Genomic DNA, 19,682 nt, shown 5'->3' with positions numbered 1-19,682 from the left:
CGCCGTCGCAGGTCACCCCGCCGCCTGTCGGGTCCGCCCCCTCGGTACGGTCCATACCGTGGGAAAAACGTACGAGGGCGGCGTGCCGCTCGCCGAGGTGGTCCGGTCCGGATTCGTGGAGGGCGTCCACCGGGGTTCCGTGGTGGTGCTCGACGCCGCCGGCGAGCCGGTCGCCGGGGCCGGCGACGTCACCTCGCCGATCTTCCCCCGCTCGTCCAGCAAGCCGATGCAGGCGGTCGGCATGCTCCGGGCCGGACTGCCGCTCACCGGTCCGGCCGACGTGGCGCTCGTCGCGGCGAGCCACGCGGGTGAGGAGTTCCACGTCGAGCGGGTCACAGCGCTGCTGCGCGACGCCGGCCTGACCGAGGAGGCGTTGCACTGCCCGCCGGACCTGCCGTTCGGCGAGGCCGCCCGGGAGGCGGTGCTGCGGGCCGGCGGCGGTCCGGCCCGGGTGCTGATGAACTGCTCCGGCAAGCACGCCGGCATGCTGCGTACCTGCCTGGCCGCGGGCTGGCCGCTGGACGGCTACTGGCGCCCGGAGCACCCGCTCCAGCAGCACCTGACCGCCACGATCGAGGAGGTCACCGGGGAGCGGGCAGCGGCGGTCGGCGTCGACGGTTGCGGCGCGCCGGTGCTCGCGGTCTCGCTGACCGGGTTGGCGCGGGCGTTCCTGCGGCTGGTCGGTGCCGAGCCGGGCACCGTGGAGCGGACGGTGGCGGACGCGATGCGGGCGTACCCGGAACTGGTCGGCGGCACCCAGGCGGAGGACACCCGGCTGATGCGCGGCGTACCCGGCCTGCTCGCCAAGATCGGCGCGGAGGGCGTGATCGCGGCGGCGGTCCCGGAGGTCGGCGCCGTGGCCCTGAAGATCGATGACGGTGCGGCGAGAGCCCGCACGCCCGTCCTGGTGTCCGCCCTGGCTCGCCTGAACGTGCGCGCCCCCGTGCTCACCGAGTACGCCGAGTCGCCCCTGCTCGGCGGCGGCCTTCCGGTGGGCGCCATCCGCCCCGCCTGGTGACCCCGCACCCCGCCCACCCGATCTCGGTGAGAGGGCGAGAAGGTCAGGGCAGGAAAGGCAGGAGGGCGGCGTTCGTCTCGGTGGGGCGCTCCAGGGGGAGCAGGTGGGCGGCATCGGGGACGTCTTGCATGCGTACACCGTTCGGGGCCTCGTCGGCGATGCGGTCGGCCAGGCGGCGGATGTCGGCCAGGTCGTCGGCACCGGTGCCGACGAGCACCGGTACGCGCAGCTCGCCCAGCCGGTCGATGGCCGGCGGGTCCAGCTCGCCCACCTCGATCGCGCTCAGCGCCTGCTCGGCGGCGAGCGCCCGGCGGTCCATCTCCTCGGCGAACCGGATCAGCTCCGGGTCGACGTCCTCCGGGCTCCGGGTCGGGCCGACGACCCAGAACCGCACCTCCCCGGCGGCGGTGGCGGCGAAGTCCTCCGGGTCCACGTCGCCGACCAGCTCGTCCCAGAGCTGCTCGGTCTCCTCGGACCACTCCGTGCCGGAGACCGGAGCGCCGAGGAGCGCCAGCGCCGAGACCCGCTCCGGGTGGGCGAGCGCGGTGTCCACCGCGACCCGGCCGCCGAACGAGCAGCCGACGAGTGCGGCCCGCTCGATGCCCAGCGCGTCGAGCAGCCCGATCACGTCGTCGTGGTGGGCGAACGGCGCGGGCGGCAGCTCCGACTCGCCGTAGCCGCGCAGGTCCAGGGCGAGCACCCGGTGTCGCTGCGCGAGCGCCGGGATCTGCCCGCGCCACATCCGCCGGTCGGCGATGCCGGCGTGCAGCAGCACCACGGCGGTTCCGGTGCCGCTCTCGTCGTACGCGAGCTTGGCACCGTTGATATCGATCTTGGTCACGGGGGAGAACGGTACGGACCGGGACACGGGGTCCGCAACCCACCTCCAGTGACCCTGCTAACTCTGGCTAGCGATTTGCTTGCAGGAGTTAGCAGGCCGGGTTAGCGTTGAGTCATGGCCACCAGCAAGGACCTTCCCGATGTCGGCGGGTTCATTCGCGACCTGCGGCGGAACGCGAAGATTTCACTGCGCCAGCTCGCCGAGCAGGCGGGCGTCAGCAATCCCTACCTGAGCCAGATCGAGCGCGGACTGCGCAAGCCGAGCGCCGAGGTGCTGCAGCAGCTCGCCAGCGCGCTGCGGGTCTCCACCCCGGCGATGTACCTGCGTGCCGGGCTGCTGGACGACAAGGAGGGGCAGGGCGTGCTCGCGGCGATCGCCGTCGACCCCGAGCTGACCATGGCCCAGAAGCAGTCGCTCACCCAGATCTACGAGACGTTCCGGCGCGAGAACGCCCGCCTGGCCGAGGCGACCGAGGCGGCCACCACGACCGAGACGGCCACCACGACCGAGACGGCCACCACGACCGAGGCGGCCACCGCGCCGGAGGCCCCGGCGACGGTGGCGGCGGCCGCGACCGGTCCCGTCACGCCGGAGGGCACGCCGACCGAGGCGGTCCTCGAATCCGTAGCCGTCACCGAAGCGGGCGCCGCGCCCGCTCCGACCACCGCCGCCCCTGAGCAGACGGCCGCCCGCCGGGCGGCCCGGAAGGCCGCCGGTGCGGCCGAGGAGGAGCAGTCATGACCACCCAGCCGAAGACCAACCGCATTCCCGCACCCCTCTACGCCGCCGCCGGCGCCGGTGAGCTGGCCCTGGAGCAGCTGCGCAAGCTGCCGACAGTGGTCAGCGGTCTCGGCACCCGGGTCGTCGCCGACCTCGGCGGCAAGGCCGTCGTCACCGGCTTCGAACTGCGCCAGAAGGCCACCGAGACGCTGAAGACCGCCAACCAGACCGCCACCGGGCTGCGCGAGCGGGCCGTCACCACCGACCTCGACCAGCTCCGCGAGGCGGCCAACCTGGAGAAGCTGCGCGAGGCCGCCAACCTGGACAAGCTGCGGGACGCCGCCGCCCTGGACAAGCTCCGCGAGGCCGCCACCCGCAACGCCGCCGTCGTGGTGGCCGGCGCGCACGCCGCCCAGGAGCGCGCGCTGGCCGCGTACGCCGAGCTGGTCGCCCGCGGTGAGCGCGTCGTCGGTGCCGGGGTGCTGGAGGCCGCCGACACGGTGAACGCCGACATCGAGGCCACCGAGGCCACCGGCACCGAGGTCGCCACGAAGACCGAGACCGCCCCGAGGCCGGAGACCACGCCGAAGGCCGCCGCGACGACCGAGGCGCCCACCCCGGCCGAGGTGGCCGAGGCGGTGGCCGCCAAGCCGGCCGCGGTGAAGCGCACCCGCGCCACCAAGGCGACCGCGACCAAGGCCGCCACGAAGACGACCGCCGCCGAGCCGGCCACCCCGTCGGCGAAGCTGCCGAAGACCACGAAGCGGACCCGCCCGGCCGCCGAGTGACCCGAAGCTCCACCCGGACCCCGGACAACGTCTTGTCGGACGTTTCCGGGGTCTCGGCATAAGCTTGCCCCCATGGCCATCGCCGCGCCGATCTTCGCGTTCGCAGTCCAAGATGTGATCCAGCTGATCCTGCTCGTCTTCGCCCTGGTCGTACAGGGAGTGGCGCTGGTGCACGCGGTCACCCAGCGCGGCGACGGTTTCGCCGCGCTCGGCACGCTGCCCAAGGGCGGTTGGGTCGCCATCCTGGCGGTCTGCCTGCTGCTGACCCTGCTCGGCTTCGGCCCGATCAGCCTGTTCGGACTGATCGGCATCGCGGCCGGTCTCATCTACCTGCTCGACGTGCGGCCCGGCCTGCGGGACCTGCACGACGGCCGAGGGTCCTGGTGAGAGGTTTCCGCTGGCCCCCGCCGCCGGACGGCGGTCCCCGCACCTGGGGGCCCGGCCCCGGCGCGCCCCGGACCGGGCGTCCCGCACTCCCCGAGCCGGAGACGGAGCTGGTCGCCACCCCGCACGGGGTGAGCCTGGAACGGCTGGTCACCGGCACCGGTGACCCGGTCACCGTGTTCGCGCACGGGCTCGGCAGCGGCATCGCCACCACCCGTCCGTTCGGCAGTGGCATCGCTGGGCGGCGCGTCTTCTTCCAGTTCCGCGGGCACGGCCGCTCCGACTCCCCGCCCGGGCCGTGGAGCTACCTGGACCTCGCCCGTGACCTGCGCGCGATGGCGGACCTGAGCGGCGCGACCCGGGCGTTCGGCGCCAGCCTCGGCGCGGGTGCGCTCTGCCGGCTGCTCGCGGAGAGCCCGGAACGCTTCGAGAGACTCGTCTTCTTCCTGCCCGCCGTGCTGGACGAGCCGCGTGGTGAGGCGGCCCGCGCCCGGCTCACCGGCCTGCTCGACGCGGTGGCCGAGGGCGACGCGTCGGCGCTGGCCGACGCGGTGTCGCTGGAGCTGCCGCCGTCGGTGCGTAACACCCCAGCCGGGTGGGCGTACCTGCGGCAGCGACTCGACCAGTTGCTACGCGACGGGCTCGCACCGGGACTGGCCGACCTGCCCGCCCAGGCTCCGCTCGACGACGCCGGGTCGCTCGCCGCGGTCGCCGCGCCGGCCCTGGTCATCGCCGCCGCCGAGGACGAGTTGCACCCGGTCGCCGTCGCCGAACGGCTCGCCGCCGCGCTCCCGAACGCCACCCTGCACGTGTACGACCGTCCCGGCGTTCTCTGGACCGAGCGCGCCGACCTGCGGGAGCGCGTCTCGGAGTTCCTGAACGGGTAACGTCGCCGTCCATGGGCGTCACACACCACGGCCGTACGCACCGGCTCGACCTCGCCGACCCGACCCTGCGCGAGTGGACGTGCCGGGTGCTGGCGGCCGACCCCGAGCGGGGCGTCGTGCTGGACCGGTCCGCGTTCTACCCCGGCGGCGGCGGGCAGCCGCCGGATCACGGCGTGCTGCTCTGGCAGGGCGTACAGACCCGGATCGTCGGCACCCGCAAGGGCGACGACCTCTGGCTGATCCCGGCCGAGGGTGACCCGGTGCCGCCGGTCGGCACCGAGGTGGTCGGCGCGGTCGAGGACGCCCGCCGGAGCATGCTGATGCGTACCCACTCCGGGCTGCACGTGCTCTGCGGCGTGGTGTTCCGCGACTTCGGCGCGCTGGTGACCGGCGGCAACATGGAGCCGGGCGAGGCGCGGATGGACTTCAACCTCCCCGAGGTGCCGCCGGACTTCAAAGCCCGCATCGAGGAGCTGGTGAACGCCGAGGTGGCCGCCGACCGGTCGGTGGCCGTACGGGTGCTGCCGCGCGCCGAGGCGCTCGCGCTGCCGGACATCATCCGTACCCAGTCGAACCTGATCCCGCCGGAGGAGCAGGAGGTGCGGATCGTCGACATCGTCGGGCTGGACGTGCAGGCCGACGGCGGCACGCACGTCGCGTCCACCGCCCAGATCGGCAAGGTTCAGGTGGTCAAGGTGGAGAGCAAGGGCCGGGCCAACCGCCGGGTACGCGTGCGCTTGGCGGACTGATTCACCCGGGCGCGCGCCGGGACCGCAGCGCGCGTGCCTTCTGCCGGTTGCCGCAGCGCTCCATGGCGCACCAGCGGCGCTGCCCCGGCCGCGAGGTGTCCACGAAGACCAGTTGGCAGTCGTGTGCGCCGCACTCCCGGATCCGGGCCGCATACGGGCCGGTGAGCAGGTCCACCGCGTCCCGGGCGAACGTCGCGACTACCTGAGCGCCGGTCAGCGGCGTACGCCAGGACCGGCTGCCGTCGGGACCGGCCTGCGGGCTCAGCGGCAGCCCGGCCGCGGCGTCGTTCACCACCGCCAGGTCCGCGGCGGGCGGGGCCTCGTCGCGGGTACGCGCCTGCGCCACCCGCCAGAGCGCGTCGCGCAGCCGGCGGGCGGCGGCCAGGTCGTCCGCGTCGACGGTGACGGTGGCGGGGTCCAGGCGCAGCCGGGACACGGCCAGCCAGCCCGCGAGGTCGTCCGGCCGGTGCAGCACCTCGTAGCGGGCGAACACGCCCGGACCGCCGGTGGTCAGCAGCTCCAGGCAGAGTGCGCCCGGGTCGAAGCGGTATCTCGTGCCTTCGGGAGTGGTCAGGGTGAGTCCGCTTGCGCCGTTCGTCACGTAACCACTATAACTGGTTACACCAGCTGACCACGGAGGACGTATGGCGCGGGACTGGAAACTCGTCATCGACTGTGCCGACCCGATCGGGCTGGCCCGCTTCTGGGCCGAGGCGCTCGGCTATCAGGTCGAGGACAACAGCGTGCTGATCGAGCGGCTGGCCGCCGCCGGTGCGGTGCCGCCGGAGGCATACGTCGAGGTGGACGGCCGCAAGGCGTGGCGCCAGCTGGCGGCGGTACGCCACCCGGACGACCCGGTCGACCCGGCCAGCGGCACCGGGCTGGGCCGGCGGTTCCTGTTCCAGGCCGTCCCCGAGCCCAAGCGGGGGAAGAACCGCCTCCACGTCGACCTGCACGTCGGCCCGGAGGGGCGGGCGGCGGAGGTGAAGCGGCTGACCGCGCTCGGCGCGACGGTGCTGGCCGAGGTCGCCGACCGGGGCAGCGAGCACACCACGATGGCCGACCCGGAGGGCAACGAGTTCGACGTGCAGTGATCGTTCAGCGCGGCAGGTGAGCCGCCCGGACGGCGAGCAGCCAGCGTTCCACTGTTTCCTCGTCCGGGCGTTCCGGCAGCGGCGAGCGGATGCGGCCGAACTCCGCCTCGGCGGTCGCCACCAGGGCCTGCGCCTCGTCCAGCGCGCCACCGGCGACCCGTTCGCCGAACGCGCGGAACCACTCCGGGTCGGCGAGACGGATCTCCAGCACGCCCGTCGCATAGAGCACCCGGCCCTGGTGCAGCAGCCGGGCCAGGTGCCGGGCGTGCTTCGCCGAGCGTCGCCGCCCGCCGACATCGGCGCTCCGGCTGGCGAGCTTGCGGAACTGCTGCGAGGCGTACCCGAGGTAGGCGTCGCGAACCCGGGGCGCGCTCAGGAAGGCCGACCGGATGGTGATCAACTCTGCGCCGAACCCGGTCCGGGTCTCGTAGCAGTCCTCGGGCAGCCACATCAGCTCGGTGGCGGTCGGGTTGCCACTCAGCGCCAGCAGCGCGTACTTGCGCGCCTCGTGCAGCGTGACGTCCGGCTCGGTCGTCACGACCGACTCGCGGGGCGGGCGCAGACCGTGGAACGCGACAGTGGGCGCGGCGAACACGCCGATCCGGTCGGTGTCCGAGCCGGGACCGGCCAGCCCGTACGCGACCGAGCCGACGATCCCGGACAACAGCAGGTGCATACCGGTGATGATCGCCCATCCGGGTCTTCCGGGAAACCGGACTTCCGCTGTCAGGTATCGGTGACACGGTGATCCCATGAACTCACCACTGACCGGAACTGTCGCGCTCGTCGCGGGCGCGACCCGGGGCGCCGGCCGGCAGATCGCCGTGCAGCTCGGCGCCGCCGGGGCCACCGTCTACGCCACCGGCCGCACCACCCGCGAGCGCCGCTCCGAGATGGGCCGGCCGGAGACCATCGAGGAGACCGCCGAGCTGGTCACCGCCGCCGGGGGCACCGGAATCGCCGTCGCTGTCGACCACCTCGACCCCGAGCAGGTACGCGCCCTGGTCGAGCGGATCGACGCCGAGCAGGGCCGCCTCGACGTGCTGGTGAACGACGTCTGGGGCGGCGATCCGCTGATCACCTGGGAGAAGCCGGTCTGGGAGCAGCCGCTCGACGCCGGTTTCCGCATGCTGCGTCTCGCGGTCGACACGCACATCATCACCAGCCACTTCGCGTTGCCGCTGATGATCCGCAACCCGGGCGGCCTGGTCGTCGAGGTCGGCGACGGCACCAAGGAGCACAACGACCGGGAGTACCGCCTGTCGGTCTTCTACGACCTGGCCAAGGTGTCGGTGAACCGGCTCGGCTTCAGCCAGGCGCACGAGCTGGCCCCGCACGGCTGCACCGCTGTCTCGCTCACGCCCGGGTGGCTGCGCTCGGAGGCGATGCTCGACCACTACGGCGTCACCGAGGCCACCTGGCGCGACGCCGCGAAGACCGAGCCCCACTTCGTCATGTCGGAGACGCCGGCGCTCGTCGGGCGCGCGGTGGCAGCCCTGGCCGCCGACCCGGACCGGGCCCGCTGGAACGGGCAGTCGCTGGACAGCGGCGGCCTGGCCCAGGTGTACGGCTTCACCGACGTCGACGGCAGCCGCCCGCACTGGGCCCGCTACTACGAGGAGGTGGTCAAGCCGGGCAAGCCGGCCGACCCCGACGGCTACCGCTGACCCGACGGCGGATCGGTGTAGAGCGCCGCCGCGCGGCGGGCCGCCTCGGCGAAACGCGCCCGCAGCTGCGGCGGCGCCAGCACCTCCACCTCCGGGCCGAGCGCCAGCAACTGGCTGTACGCGACGTCCACCGACTCGACCGGCAGCCGCAGCACCACCCGGCCCTGCTCGTCCGGCGGCCCGGCCGCGTCCACCGCCTCGGTGTAGACGAACGGCGCGTCCACCAGGTGCCGCAGCGCCCGCAACCCGGCCGGGCCGAGCCGCACGGTGACCCGCTCCCGCAGCAGCTCGCGCAGGAACGCGCCCGCCTGCTCCCGCCAGTACGCCCCGAGGTCGAAGTCCTCGTCCCGGTCGAAGCCGTCGGCGCCCACCTCGACCGCTGTCACCCGGTCCACCCGGTACGTCCGCCAGGCGTCGCCGACCCGGCCGACGAGGTACCAGACCCCGTTCTTCAGCACCAGGCCGTACGGTGCCAGCGTGCGGGTCACCTCGCGGTCCCCGCGCCGGTAGCGCAACTCGACCATCCGGTCCCGCCAGACCGCCCGGGCCAGCTCGGCGAGGGCCGGCGGCGGCGCGGTCTCCCGGAACCAGCCGGGCACGTCCAGGTGGAACCGCTGCCCGGTACGCGCGGGCGCATCCCGCAGACTCGGCGGCAGCGCGGCGAGCACCTTCAGTTCGGCGGCGGCCACCGAGTCGGCCAGTCCCATGTCACCGGCCGGTCCGGGCAGCCCGGCCAGGAACAGCGCCTCGGCCTCGTCCCGGCTCAACCCGGTCAGCCGGGTCCGGTAGCCGCCGAGCAGCCGGTAGCCGCCGGCCCGGCCCCGGTCCGCGTACACCGGGACACCTGCGGCGGAGAGCGCCAGCACGTCCCGGTAGACGGTCCGCTCGGACACCTCCAGCTCGCGGGCCAGCTCGGCGGCGGTCATCGTCTCCCGGGACTGGAGCAGCAGCACAAGCGAGATCAGCCGGGACGCACGCACCCCCCCATTGTGTAAGGAAGGGCCCCTTGTTAACGCATACGGATTGGAGGGGGCCCCTCCTAACAGGCCGGGTTCGTGCGCGAGCCCACTAGGCTGTGCCGTCGTGAACGCCTCCCGTACCGTCGCGCCCGTCACCGGCGCGGCCACCCGCTTCCTCGGCGGCGCCGGGCTGCTGCTGCGCGGCTTCGGCATGTACGTCCGCAGCCCGAAACTGATGCTGCTCGGCGTGATCCCGGCGCTGATCACCGGGGCGCTCTACGTGGCGCTGTTCGCCACGCTGATCTACTTCGTGGACGACCTGGCGGGGTGGCTCACCCCGTTCGCCGACGACTGGTCGTCGCCCTGGCGCAACCTGCTGCGGGTCGCCGCCGGGCTCGCCGTGGTCGGGGTCGCCGGGCTGGTAGGGGTGCTCACGTTCACCGCCGTCACGCTGGTCATCGGTGACCCGTTCTACGAGGCGATCTCCGAGCGGGTCGAGGACAGGCTCGGCGGCACCCCGGGCGCGGTGGACGTGCCGTTCTGGTCCTCGCTGCGGCGCAGCCTCGCCGACTCGCTGCGCCTGGTGGCGCTGTCCGCGCTGATCGGCGTACCCCTGTTCGCGGCCGGTTTCATCCCGGTGGTGGGACAGACGGTCGTGCCGGTGGTCGGCGCCGGAGTGGGTGGCTGGTTCCTGGCGCTGGAGCTGGTCGGTGCACCGTTCTACCGGCGGGGGATGCGGCTGCCGGACCGGCGGGCGCGGCTGCGGGCCGACCGGCCGGCGGCGCTCGGCTTCGGGGTGGCGGTCTTCCTGTGCTTCCTGATCCCGCTCGGCGCGGTGCTGGTCATGCCGGCCGCCGTCGCCGGGGCCGCGCTGCTGGCCCGCCGTTCGCTGGGCCAGCCGATCGAGGAGAACTGAGATGGACACCGTCCTGGTCGAGGGGGACATCACCGCGCAGCAGGTCGACGCGATAGTCAACGCCGCCAACTCGTCGCTGCTCGGCGGCGGCGGAGTGGACGGCGCGATCCACCGGCGCGGCGGCCCGGCGATCCTGGAGGAGTGCCGGGCGCTGCGCGCCTCCCGGTACGGGCGCGGGCTGCCCACCGGCCAGGCCGTCGCCACCACCGCCGGCAACCTGCCCGCGCGCTGGGTGGTGCACACCGTCGGGCCGGTCTTCTCGCCAGGAGAGGACCGTTCGGCGTTGCTGCGCGACTGCTACGCCAACAGCCTGCGCGCCGCCGACGGGCTGGGCGCGACACGGATCGCGTTCCCGCTGATCTCCGCCGGGATCTACGGCTGGCCGGTCGAGGACGCGGTGGCCCAGGCGATCACCGTGCTGCACGCGGCCACCCCGGAGCACGTCACCGAGGCGCGGCTGGTGCTGTTCGGCGCCGACACGTACGCGACAGCGGTGCGGGTGGCCGCCGGGCTCAGCTGAGCGTGCGCCGGCACGACCACTGGCTGTCCACCGGCCGGTAGCCGAGCCGCTCGTTGACCGCCAGCATCGGGGCGTTCACCTCGTGGTTCGAGGTGTACGCGGTGCGTGCCCCGCGCGCCGCCGCACGGTGAAGTGCGGCCTGCTTGGTCAGGCGGGCCAGCCCTCGCCCCCGGTACGCGGGCAGCGTGCCGGTGAAGTCCGACCACATCCGGTCGCCGTCCCGCTGGACCAGGCTGAGCGCGGCCAGTTCCCCGTCCACCTCGGCGAGTGTGCTCGCCTCCCGGTCCAGCCCCGGGTTGTCCCAGCACTCGTACCGCCACAGGTCGAAGCCGAGCGCATCAGTCGGCACGTCCCCCGGTTCGTCCCGGGACGCCTCCGCGTCGACCCGGTGCACCAGGCGCGGGTCGAGCCCGGCGGCGGGCACCAGCCGTACGCCCGGCGGCACCTGCGGCACCGGCGGGGGCGTGCTCAGGTCCAGCGCCGAGTAGCGCACCTCCCGGCTGGGCGTGAAGCCGTGCCGCTGCGCGAACGGCAGCGACTCGGTATGCGCGTAGGTGAGCACCTCGGTGGACCCCAGCGTCCGCAGGTGCCCGAGCGCGGCGTCGAACAGCGCCGTGCCGGTGCCCCGACGGCGATGCGCCGGGTGTACGTGCAGCAGGGAGATCGCCCCCACGCCGGGAGTCGAGGTCTGCGTGTTGCGGTACGCCGACGCCCAGCCCACCACCTCGCCGTCCGCCTCGGCGACCCAGCCGGCCCAGTCCTCGCCGGGCGGTGGTTCGGTGATCATGCGGCGGGTCGATTCGACACCGCGCACCATGTACGGGTAGACGAGCGCGCGCAACGCCACCACGGCGGGCGCGTCGTCGGGGCGGGCAGGACGGATCTCGGCTCCACTCATCCGGCGGACCCTAGCCCCGTCGCCGCCCCGCCGCGACCGGTTAGCGCGGGGCGGGCTGTTAAGAAGGGCCCCCTCCTCTACCTGAGGCGTTAAGAGGGGGCCCTTCCTTACGCGGACTCGCGCAGTATCAGCTCGGTCGGCAGCACCAGCGCCTGCTCGACCTCCTCGCCCGCCGCGATGCGCAGCAGCTGCCGGGTCATCGACCGGCCCAGCTCGACTATCGGCTGCCGCACGGTGGTCAGCGGCGGTTCGGTGTACGCGGCCGTCTCGATGTCGTCGAACCCGATCACCGCCACGTCCTCGGGCACCCGTCGACCGGCCTCCCGCAGCGTCCGCAGGGCGGCGTGCGCCATCAGGTCGGAGGCGGCGAACACGGCGTCCAGGTCCGGGTCGGCGGCGAGCAGCTCACGCATCACGGCGGTGCCGGACTCCCGGGTGAAGTCGCCGTACGCGACCAGCTCCGGCAGCCCGGCCTCGGTGATCGCGCTGCGGTAGCCGATCAGCCGTTCGATCCCGGCGACCATGTCCTGCGGTCCGGCGATGGTGGCGATCCGGCGACGCCCGCCGGCGATCAGGTGCTGGACCGCCGTGCTCACGCCGCCTTCGTGGTCGACGTCCACGTACGGCACGTCGGCGCCGTCCAGTGGTCGTCCGCTGCACACCACCGGGATGCCGAGGCGGGCCAGCCGGCCGGGCAGCGGGTCCTCGCCGTGCAGCGAGGCGAACAGCACCCCGTCGACGTGCCGCCCGGTGGTGTACCGCTCGACCCGTTCGTGCCCGGCCGGCGAGCCGGCGAGCATCAGCACGAGCTGCTTGTCCGCCGCTTCCAGTTCCTGTGCCGCGCCCCGGATGATGCCCGGGAACACCTGGTCGTCGGAGAACACCCGGGTGGCCGCCTCGGGCAGCACCAGCGCGATCGAGTCGGTCCGCTGGGTGACCAGGCTGCGGGCGGCGAGGTTCGGGACGTACCCGAGTTCCTCGACGGCCCGGCGTACCGCCTGCCGGATCGGCTCGGCGACAGTGGTCGAGCCGTTCACCACCCGGGAGACGGTGGCCCGGGACACGCCGGCCAGCCGGGCCACCGCCTCCAGGGTCGGTCGCTGTGTCATCCCCGTTCCCACCATCTCGTCACAGCCCGTTCCGGGCGATCACCTCCTGGTACCAGCGGGCACTGCGCTTGGGTGTGCGCCGCTGGGTCAGGTAGTCGACGTGGACGATCCCGAACCGCTTCCGGTAACCCTCGGCCCATTCGAAGTTGTCCAGCACCGACCATACGAGATAACCGCGCAGGTCCACGCCGCGGGCGATGGCTTCGTGCGCCGCGCGCAGGTGCCCGTCGAGGTACGCGACCCGGTCGGCGTCGGCCACCCCGCCGTGCTCGTCGAGGCCGGTGTCCGGGAACGCCCCGCCGTTCTCGGTGACCATCAGCGGCAGTCCGGGGTGGTCGGCCGCCACCCGTTCCAGCAGCCGGGTGAGCCCGGCCGGCTCGATCGACCAGCCCATCTCGGTCAGCGGTCCGGCCGGCGGCAGGAACTCGACGGTCCCGGCGGTCCCCGGGTACGCGTCGCCGCCGGCACCGCCCGCCCGCCCGGCCACGTAGGTGGGCGCGTAGTAGTTCAGGCCGAGCAGGTCCAGCGGCGCGGCGATCAGCTTCTCGTCCCCGTCCCTGATGAAGTCGGGCGCGACGATCCGGCCGACGTGGGCCAGCACGTCCGCCGGGTAGCCGCCGCCGGTGAGCGGGTCCAGGAAGATCCGGTTGTGCAGGCCGTCGACGAGCCGGACCGCCTCCGCGTCGGCGTCGCTGCCCGCGTCCGCCGGCTGCACGTCGGCCAGGTTGAGCGTGATCCCGACCGTCTGTGCGCCGGCCGCGCGCAACGCCCGCGCCGCCAGGCCGTGGCCGAGCAGCAGGTGGTGTACGGCCCGGAACGCGTCACCGGCGTCGCGCCGGCCCGGGGCGTGCACGCCGGAGCCGTACCCGAGGTAGGCCGAGCACCACGGCTCGTTGAGCGTGGTCCAGGTGCGCACCCGGTCGCCGAGGCGGCTGTGCACGGCGAGCGCGTACTCGGCGAAGTGTTCGGCGGTCTCCCGGACCGTCCAGCCGCCCCGGTCCTCCAGCGCCTGCGGCAGGTCCCAGTGGTAGAGCGTCACGATCGGGTCGAGGCCGGCGTCCAGCAGCGCGTCGGTCAGCCGGTCGTAGAAGTCGAGCCCGCGCGGCTCGACCGGGCCGGTGCCGTCCGGCCGTACCCGGGGCCAGGACACCGAGAACCGGTACGCCCGCAGTCCCAGCTCGGCCATCATCGCGACGTCCTCGGCGTACCGGTGGTAGTGGTCGCAGGCCACGTCGCCGGTGTGTCCGGCGAACACCGCTCCGGGCGTACGGCTGAAGGTGTCCCAGATCGACGGGCCGCGACCGTCGTCGCGGGCGGCGCCCTCGATCTGGTACGCGGCGGTGGCCCCGCCCCAGACGAAGCCCTCCGGGAATCGGACGTTGCTCATGCCTTGACCGCACCTTCCATGATGCCGCCGATGATCTGGCGGCCGAAGACGACGAACACCAGCAGCAGCGGCAGCGTGGCGATGGCTGTGCCGGTGAACACCTGCGACATGTCCTGGTAGTACCCGTCGGAGAGGGCCCGCAGCGACAGCTGCACGGTGGGGTTCTCCGGGTCGTTCAGCACCGCGTACGGCCACAGGAAGTCGTTCCAGGTGGTCATGAACGTGAGCAGGCCGAGGACGGCGGCGGCCGGGCGCAGCGCGGGCAGCACCACGTTCCAGTAGATCCGCGCGGTGTTGCAGCCGTCCATCCGGGCCGCCTCGATCAGTTCGGTGCTGACCGCCTGGCCCGCGTACTGGCGCATCATGAACACGCCGAAGCCGGTGACGAGCGCCGGCACGATCACGGCGGGCAGCCGGTCGTTCCAGTTCAGCTTGGTCATCAGCAGGTAGAGCGGGATCACGCCGAGCTGGGTGGGGACCATCATGGTGGCGACGATGACCAGCAGCAGCGCGTTGCGCCCGCGGAAGCGCAGCTTGGCGAACGCGAACCCGGCCAGCGTGGAGAAGAACACCACCGAGATCGTGACGGTGGTCGCCACGATCGCCGAGTTGATCAGGCCGGTCAGGAAGTAGGCGTCGGTGTTGTCGAACAGCCGGGCGATGTTGGCGCCGAGGTTGCCACCGGGGGTGAGCGGCGGCGGCACCTGGCCCATCGTGTCGCTGGTCCGGCTGGCCACCACGAACATCCAGTAGATCGGGAAGATCGACAGGACGGCCGAGAGGGTCAGCGCCAGGTAGGTGAGCCGGTTGGCCGACCAGAGGCGGGTCATCGGGAGACCTCCTTGCGGGAGCCGCCGCCGAGTCGGCGCAGGAGCAGGACGTTTATCGCCGCGACCACTGCGATGAGCGCGAACAGCAGCCAGGCGACTGCGGAGCCGTAGCCGAAGTTGTAGTGCGGCGCGAACGCGTTCTCGAACATGTACATGGTCACCGTCTGTGACTCCCGCAGCGGCCCGCCGCGGATCGCGTTGGTGCCGGAGTTGAACATCCGCGGCTCGGTGAAGAGCTGGAGGCCACCGATGGTGGAGATGATGACCGCGAAGATGATCGTCGGCTTGAGCAGCGGCACCGTGATGGACCAGAACTGCCGGGCCCGGCCGGCGCCGTCGATCGCCGCCGACTCGTACAGGTCGCGGGGGATGGCCTGCATGGCGGCCAGGAAGATCAGCGCGTTGTAGCCGGTCCAGCGCCAGTCGACCATGGTGGAGATGGCGACCCAGGCGGCGAACCGGTTCGCCTTCCAGTCGATCGCGCTGATCCCGACGTGGTCGAGCAGCCAGTTGATCATGCCGAACTCGCGGCCGAACAGCACCGCGAACACGATCGCCACGGCGGCCGTCGAGGTGACGTTCGGGATCAGCACCGCCATCCGCCAGGTGGTGCGGGCGCGCAGCTGCCGGTTGAGCAGGTTGGCCAGCCAGAGCGCGGCGAGCAGCTGGGGGACCGTGGAGATCACGAAGATGCCCAGCGTGTTGACCACCGAGTGCCAGAAGTCCGGGTCGGCGAGCAACTGGGTGTAGTTGTCGAAGCCGATGAACGGGTGGTCGGCGCCGAGCAGGTCCCAGTCGTGCAGCGAGACCCAGAACGTGTATGCCAGCGGGTACGCCCCGAAGACGCCGAACAGCAGGAAGAACGGGGCGATGAACAGGTACGGCGAGTACTTGGTGTCGATCCGGCTGAGCCGGTTGCCCAGGCCGGGACGGGCAGGGCGGGGTGCCGGTGCGACCGGCGGGCGGGCGTCGAGCTGGACGGCCATGACCCGGGACTCCTTTCCGCCGTGCGGGCGGCCCCCGTGGCCGGGTGGCCGCCCGCACGCGCTGCTCGGGTTACTTGGCGGCGGCCTTCTCGGCGTTGGCGACCGCGTCGCTCCAGCCCTGCTCCGGGGAGCGCTTGCCCAGTTCCACGCTGCGGACGGCGTTCTCGACCTCGGTGCGTACGGCCTGGTTCTTCGGTCCCATGTAGACCGGCTTCAGGCTCTTGGCGCCCTCGGCGAAGATCTTCCCGACCGGCGCCTCGGAGAAGTAGGCGTTCTTCGAGTCCATGATCGCCGGGTCGTCCAACGCCTGCGGGGACGACGGCAGCGGGCCCTTCGCCTTGAACGCGCCGATCTGGCCCTTGGCGCTGGTCAGGAACTTGGCCAGCTCGATCGCCTCGGCCTGGTGCTTGCTCTGCTTCGGCACGGCGAGGAACGAGCCACCCCAGTTGCCGCCGTTGCCGGGGATCTGCGCGATGTCCCACTTGCCCTTGGCGCCCGCGCCGGCGTGGCCCTCGATCACGCCGGTCATCCAGGCCGGGCAGGCGATGGTGGCGAACTTCGACTGCTTGAACGCCGACACCCACTCCTCGGACCAGGAGCCGTACTTGCCGGACAGCCCGGAGTCGATGATGTCCATCGTGGTGTCGTACGCCTGCTTCACCGCCGGGTTGCTGCCCACGACCAGGTTGTTGCCGGTGTCGTAGTAGCTGTAGCCGCTGCTGTTGCCGGCGGTCTGGAGCAGGATCGTGTTGAAGGTGTTCGTCGCGGCGTCCAGGAACGAGGCGCCGGTCTTCTTCGCGGTGAACTGCTCGCCGACCTTGATGTAGTCCTGCCAGGTGGGCCAGAGCTTGGACACGGCCTCCCGGTCGGTGGGCAGGCCGGCCTTGGCGAACAGGTCGGTCCGGTAGCACATCGCCATGCCGCCCACGTCGGTGCCGAGGCCGATGAGCTGCTTGCCGTCGGCGGTGAGCCCCTGGTTCCACTTCCAGTCGAGGAAGTTGCCCTTCAGGTCGGCCGCGCCGTGGTCGAGCAGGTTGACGAAGTTCTGCGGGTTGGCCTTGTACTCGACGAGCAGGCCCTCCTCGATGGCGACCACGTCGCCGGCGCCCTTGCCCGCGGCGAGCCACTGGGTGAGCTTGGGGGAGTACTCGTCGAGGTTGCCGCCCGTGCCGCGCTCGACGATCTTCACGCCGGGGTTGGCGGTCATGTACTCCTGGTAGAGATCTGCGTAACCGAACTGGCCGAAGACGTCGACGGTGAGCGTGATCGGCCCGTCGGCGGCATCGTCGCCGCCGCCGCAGGCGGTGGTGCCGAGCAACGCGGTGGCGGCGACCACTGCAACCGCCGCCAGGCGGCGGCGCGTGAAGGTGAGCATGCTGTCCTGACCTCTCGGGTCGTCGAAACGGGTGGTGGAAGGCGGTGCCAGAACTAAGAGAGCGCTCTCGCGACAGCGTGGTGGAGGGTCGTGGACCTTGTCAAGAGAGCGCTCTCAGAGGTATCCGAAAAGAAAGGAGAGGGGCGACGACCGCCCCCCTCCGTCCGGTGCCCCTCCTCAGCCGACCCGCAGGCCGCCCAGCAGGGACCGGTCGCCCGCCACGTCCAGCGTGTCGAAGCTGATCCGGCCCATCAGCGCCAGCAACAGATCGCTCGCCGTGCCTGCCACCTGCGCCCGCGCGTGGTGGTCGTCGTGGTCGAGGATCGTCGCGGTGTCCAGCAGCGCGACCCCCTCGCCCCGCAACCGCAGGTACCACTCCTGGGCGGCATCGGTCGCGTTCAGCTGCACCACGCCGCGCCACTGTCCCGGATGCGTCCGCCGCCCCGCCGGCAGCCAGGTGTCCAGCACCTCGCTCACCCCGTCGGCCGCGAGCTTCGCCTCGATCGGATCACCCGCACCGATCGCGAGCTGGGCGTCCCAGCGGTGCACAGCCGTCTCGTGCGCCAGCCGGCGCGGCCAGAAGACCGCCTTCTTCGGCTGCGGCGCGAAGTTCCACGCCGGCGCCTCCGGATCCGTCGCCTCCAGCAACGCGCTTACCCGCTCGTACTCCTGCGCGTACCACTGCGCCGCGGTCAGGCCCGCGGGCGGCTCCGGGTCGTGCCGCTCCGGGCGGGTCGCGATGCCCGCGGTCAGCACCGTGCCCGCCCAGGCGTACGCGCGGGTCAGGTGATGAGCGAGGTCGGTGACCGTCCAGCCGGGACAGGACAGCACGGGTGTCTCGGGCGGCGCCTCCGCCACCGCCGCGGCGAAGGCGGGGCCCTCCGTCCGCAGCGCGCCGATCCAGAAGTCCTTCGTGTGGTGCAGTCTGCTCATCGCCATCCTCCCGGGGGTGACCGGGCCACCAGTGGGTGCGCCGGCTACCCCTCAGCCTAGGGTGAAAGGCGTGTCAGACGTCTACGCCGAACCGGCTACTGCCGGTGACCCGACCGATCCGGCCACCCTGGCGCGCTACACCACACTCCGCCTCGGTGGCCCCGCCGGGCGGCTGGAGATCGCCGACGACGCCGCCCAGATCGTACTAAAAGTGCAGGAAGCGGAAGCCCGGGAGCAGTCCGTGCTGGTGCTGGCGGGCGGCAGCAACGTCGTGATCGGCGATCAGGGCTTCCCCGGCACCGTCGTGCTCGTGCGCTCCCGGGGGTTCCGGGTCGTCGCGGAGAACGGCGACACCGTCACGGTACGCGTCGAAGCCGGCGAGCCGTGGGACGACCTCGTCGCCGCCACCGTCGAGCGCGGCTGGTCCGGGCTCGAGTGCCTCTCCGGCATCCCCGGGTCGGCCGGCGCCACCCCGATCCAGAACGTCGGCGCGTACGGCCAGGAGGTCGCCGAGACGATCGTCGCCGTCGAGGCGTACGACCGGACCCGCCGTGAGGTGGTGCGGATCACCGCAGCCGACTGCGGGTTCGTCTACCGGGGCAGCATCTTCAAGTACAGCGACCGCTGGGTGGTGCTCACCGTCGACTTCCGGCTCACCCGGTCCCCGCGCTCCGGCCCGGTCCGCTACGCCGAGCTGGCCCGGGCACTCGGGGTCGAGGTCGGTGACCGGGTGCCGCTCGCCGACGCCCGCGCCACGGTGCGCAGGCTGCGCGCCGGCAAGGGCATGGTGCTGGACGCGGCCGACCCGGACACCTGGTCGGTGGGTTCGTTCTTCACCAACCCGGTCCTGCCGGCCGAGGTGTTCGAGCAGGTACGGGAACGAGCCGCCGACCTGGGGCAGCCGCCGAACTGGCCGGGCGCCGACGGGACGGTGAAGGTCAGCGCCGCGTGGCTGATCGACAAGGCCGGGTTCGGCAAGGGGTACGCGGGCCCCGAGGGTGTCGCGATCTCCAGCAAGCACACGCTCGCGCTCACGAACCGTTCCGGCGCCGCCAGTACGGCCGCGCTGGTGGCGCTGGCCCGCGAGATCCGCGACGGCGTGCAGTCCCGCTTCGGCGTGACCCTCCACCCCGAGCCGGTCCTCATCAACTGCACCATCTGACCCCGCCCCCGCCCTCGCCCCCGGACCCCCGCGCCCGCCGATCTGACCGGTAAATGACCTGTACCACGGTGGGTTTTGGGCGCGCGGGGGTGGCCCGGCGTCGGTGGGTCGACGCGGGTGGGTTGGGGTGTGGGGTGTCAGGTGGCGGGTTGCAGGGTGACGGTGTGGCCGAGGGATTCGAGTTGTCGGACGAGGCTGTTGGTCCTGCGGGTGGTGTTGATCCGGCGGTCGTGGAAGTCGGCGCCGAGGTCGTGGTAGCGGGCCGTCGGGTCAGCGAGTAGGTGCCAGATGATCACGAGGATGGACCGGGCGACGGCGACCAGGGCCTTGCGCTTGCCCCGGCGTGTGACCAGACGTCGGTACCGTGCGGACAGGAACGTGGTGCGGCTGCGGGCGGCTGTCGCGGCGGCCATTCCGAGGGCGCCTTTGAGGTACGGGTTGCCCTTGCCGGTCCCGCCT

At 72.7% G+C, this 19,682-nt stretch carries 22 protein-coding genes and 1 pseudogene; 11 read left to right on the top strand and 12 right to left on the bottom strand.

Annotated features, from left to right (window positions below; genetic code table 11):
• Positions 1–58 precede the first annotated feature (58 nt).
• A complete protein-coding gene (locus tag GA0070215_RS16490) occupies positions 59–1,018 on the top strand; it encodes an asparaginase (protein WP_091047055.1) in 960 nt (319 codons plus the stop codon).
• Between the two features lie 43 nt (positions 1,019–1,061).
• Here GA0070215_RS16490 and GA0070215_RS16485 read toward each other — a convergent pair whose 3' ends face one another.
• Positions 1,062–1,859, bottom strand: coding sequence for an alpha/beta fold hydrolase (locus GA0070215_RS16485; RefSeq protein ID WP_091047300.1), 798 nt, complete (start codon positions 1,857–1,859; stop codon positions 1,062–1,064).
• A gap of 114 nt (positions 1,860–1,973) precedes the next feature.
• Here GA0070215_RS16485 and GA0070215_RS16480 point away from each other — a divergent pair, with 114 nt between their 5' ends.
• From GA0070215_RS16480 to GA0070215_RS16460, 5 genes are all read left to right on the top strand, one after another.
• Positions 1,974–2,600, top strand: coding sequence for a helix-turn-helix domain-containing protein (locus GA0070215_RS16480; RefSeq protein WP_091047052.1), 627 nt, complete (start codon positions 1,974–1,976; stop codon positions 2,598–2,600).
• Positions 2,597–3,367, top strand: a complete 771-nt coding sequence (locus GA0070215_RS16475) for a hypothetical protein (RefSeq protein WP_091047047.1) — start codon at positions 2,597–2,599, stop codon at positions 3,365–3,367. Before GA0070215_RS16480 ends, GA0070215_RS16475 begins: the two co-directional genes overlap by 4 nt.
• A gap of 72 nt (positions 3,368–3,439) precedes the next feature.
• On the top strand, positions 3,440–3,754 hold the full coding sequence (locus tag GA0070215_RS16470) for a DUF2516 family protein (RefSeq protein ID WP_013288803.1): 315 nt from the start codon (positions 3,440–3,442) through the stop codon (positions 3,752–3,754).
• Positions 3,751–4,638: an alpha/beta fold hydrolase gene (locus tag GA0070215_RS16465; protein WP_091047043.1), complete on the top strand. Its 888-nt coding sequence runs from the start codon at positions 3,751–3,753 to the stop codon at positions 4,636–4,638. The genes GA0070215_RS16470 and GA0070215_RS16465 overlap by 4 nt, the downstream gene beginning before the upstream one ends.
• 11 nt (positions 4,639–4,649) lie before the next feature.
• Positions 4,650–5,387, top strand: a complete 738-nt coding sequence (locus tag GA0070215_RS16460; RefSeq protein ID WP_018788011.1) for an alanyl-tRNA editing protein — start codon at positions 4,650–4,652, stop codon at positions 5,385–5,387.
• 1 nt (position 5,388) lies between these two features.
• On the opposite strand, the gene GA0070215_RS16455 is transcribed toward GA0070215_RS16460, so the two are convergent.
• Complete coding sequence (locus GA0070215_RS16455; RefSeq protein WP_091047040.1) at positions 5,389–5,988, bottom strand: CGNR zinc finger domain-containing protein; 600 nt, start codon at positions 5,986–5,988, stop codon at positions 5,389–5,391.
• Between the two features lie 43 nt (positions 5,989–6,031).
• Here GA0070215_RS16455 and GA0070215_RS16450 point away from each other — a divergent pair, with 43 nt between their 5' ends.
• Positions 6,032–6,481, top strand: a complete 450-nt coding sequence (locus tag GA0070215_RS16450; protein ID WP_018788013.1) for a VOC family protein — start codon at positions 6,032–6,034, stop codon at positions 6,479–6,481.
• 4 nt (positions 6,482–6,485) lie between these two features.
• Here GA0070215_RS16450 and GA0070215_RS16445 read toward each other — a convergent pair whose 3' ends face one another.
• Complete coding sequence (locus GA0070215_RS16445) at positions 6,486–7,157, bottom strand: nucleotidyltransferase domain-containing protein (RefSeq protein WP_091047036.1); 672 nt, start codon at positions 7,155–7,157, stop codon at positions 6,486–6,488.
• Positions 7,158–7,233: 76 nt separating this feature from the next.
• Here GA0070215_RS16445 and GA0070215_RS16440 point away from each other — a divergent pair, with 76 nt between their 5' ends.
• Entirely contained in the window at positions 7,234–8,148 is a 915-nt protein-coding gene (locus tag GA0070215_RS16440) for an SDR family oxidoreductase (protein ID WP_018788015.1), read from the top strand.
• Here GA0070215_RS16440 and GA0070215_RS16435 read toward each other — a convergent pair.
• Complete coding sequence (locus GA0070215_RS16435) at positions 8,139–9,128, bottom strand: helix-turn-helix transcriptional regulator (RefSeq protein ID WP_091047033.1); 990 nt, start codon at positions 9,126–9,128, stop codon at positions 8,139–8,141. The two genes, GA0070215_RS16440 and GA0070215_RS16435, sit on opposite strands and share 10 nt — an antisense overlap.
• Before the next feature lie 103 nt (positions 9,129–9,231).
• Here GA0070215_RS16435 and GA0070215_RS16430 point away from each other — a divergent pair, with 103 nt between their 5' ends.
• A complete protein-coding gene (locus tag GA0070215_RS16430; protein ID WP_091047028.1) occupies positions 9,232–10,023 on the top strand; it encodes an EI24 domain-containing protein in 792 nt (263 codons plus the stop codon).
• A gap of 1 nt (position 10,024) precedes the next feature.
• Positions 10,025–10,543 (top strand): O-acetyl-ADP-ribose deacetylase, encoded by a 519-nt coding sequence (locus GA0070215_RS16425; protein ID WP_018788018.1) that lies wholly within the window; start codon positions 10,025–10,027, stop codon positions 10,541–10,543.
• Here GA0070215_RS16425 and GA0070215_RS16420 read toward each other — a convergent pair.
• From GA0070215_RS16420 to GA0070215_RS16390, 7 genes are all read right to left on the bottom strand, one after another.
• Entirely contained in the window at positions 10,536–11,441 is a 906-nt protein-coding gene (locus GA0070215_RS16420; protein ID WP_091047026.1) for a GNAT family N-acetyltransferase, read from the bottom strand. The genes GA0070215_RS16425 and GA0070215_RS16420 overlap by 8 nt on opposite strands.
• A gap of 107 nt (positions 11,442–11,548) precedes the next feature.
• Positions 11,549–12,550 carry a LacI family DNA-binding transcriptional regulator gene (locus tag GA0070215_RS16415; RefSeq protein ID WP_091047022.1) on the bottom strand — a complete coding sequence of 334 codons (1,002 nt, stop codon included), beginning with the start codon at positions 12,548–12,550 and terminating at the stop codon, positions 11,549–11,551.
• Between the two features lie 19 nt (positions 12,551–12,569).
• On the bottom strand, positions 12,570–13,937 hold the full coding sequence (locus GA0070215_RS16410; protein WP_018789227.1) for a GH1 family beta-glucosidase: 1,368 nt from the start codon (positions 13,935–13,937) through the stop codon (positions 12,570–12,572).
• Entirely contained in the window at positions 13,934–14,767 is an 834-nt protein-coding gene (locus GA0070215_RS16405) for a carbohydrate ABC transporter permease (RefSeq protein ID WP_018789228.1), read from the bottom strand. The genes GA0070215_RS16410 and GA0070215_RS16405 overlap by 4 nt, the downstream gene beginning before the upstream one ends.
• Positions 14,764–15,753 carry a carbohydrate ABC transporter permease gene (locus tag GA0070215_RS16400; protein ID WP_018789229.1) on the bottom strand — a complete coding sequence of 330 codons (990 nt, stop codon included), beginning with the start codon at positions 15,751–15,753 and terminating at the stop codon, positions 14,764–14,766. The genes GA0070215_RS16405 and GA0070215_RS16400 overlap by 4 nt, the downstream gene beginning before the upstream one ends.
• 70 nt (positions 15,754–15,823) lie before the next feature.
• Positions 15,824–17,128 carry an ABC transporter substrate-binding protein gene (locus GA0070215_RS16395; RefSeq protein WP_091047018.1) on the bottom strand — a complete coding sequence of 435 codons (1,305 nt, stop codon included), beginning with the start codon at positions 17,126–17,128 and terminating at the stop codon, positions 15,824–15,826.
• Between the two features lie 177 nt (positions 17,129–17,305).
• On the bottom strand, positions 17,306–18,061 hold the full coding sequence (locus tag GA0070215_RS16390) for a maleylpyruvate isomerase family mycothiol-dependent enzyme (protein WP_018789231.1): 756 nt from the start codon (positions 18,059–18,061) through the stop codon (positions 17,306–17,308).
• 70 nt (positions 18,062–18,131) lie between these two features.
• Between GA0070215_RS16390 and GA0070215_RS16385 the strand changes: the two genes are divergently transcribed.
• On the top strand, positions 18,132–19,223 hold the full coding sequence (locus GA0070215_RS16385) for a UDP-N-acetylmuramate dehydrogenase (RefSeq protein ID WP_018789232.1): 1,092 nt from the start codon (positions 18,132–18,134) through the stop codon (positions 19,221–19,223).
• A 137-nt stretch (positions 19,224–19,360) separates the two neighbouring features.
• Here the strand turns inward: GA0070215_RS16385 and GA0070215_RS16380 are convergent.
• Positions 19,361–19,682, bottom strand: a pseudogene (locus GA0070215_RS16380) (IS110 family RNA-guided transposase); the annotation flags it as partial.

This window comes from Micromonospora marina (assembly GCF_900091565.1).
Taxonomy (GTDB): domain Bacteria; phylum Actinomycetota; class Actinomycetes; order Mycobacteriales; family Micromonosporaceae; genus Micromonospora; species Micromonospora marina.
The sequence above is the reverse complement of the archived record's forward strand: the minus strand, read 5'-3'. Positions and strand labels throughout refer to the sequence as shown.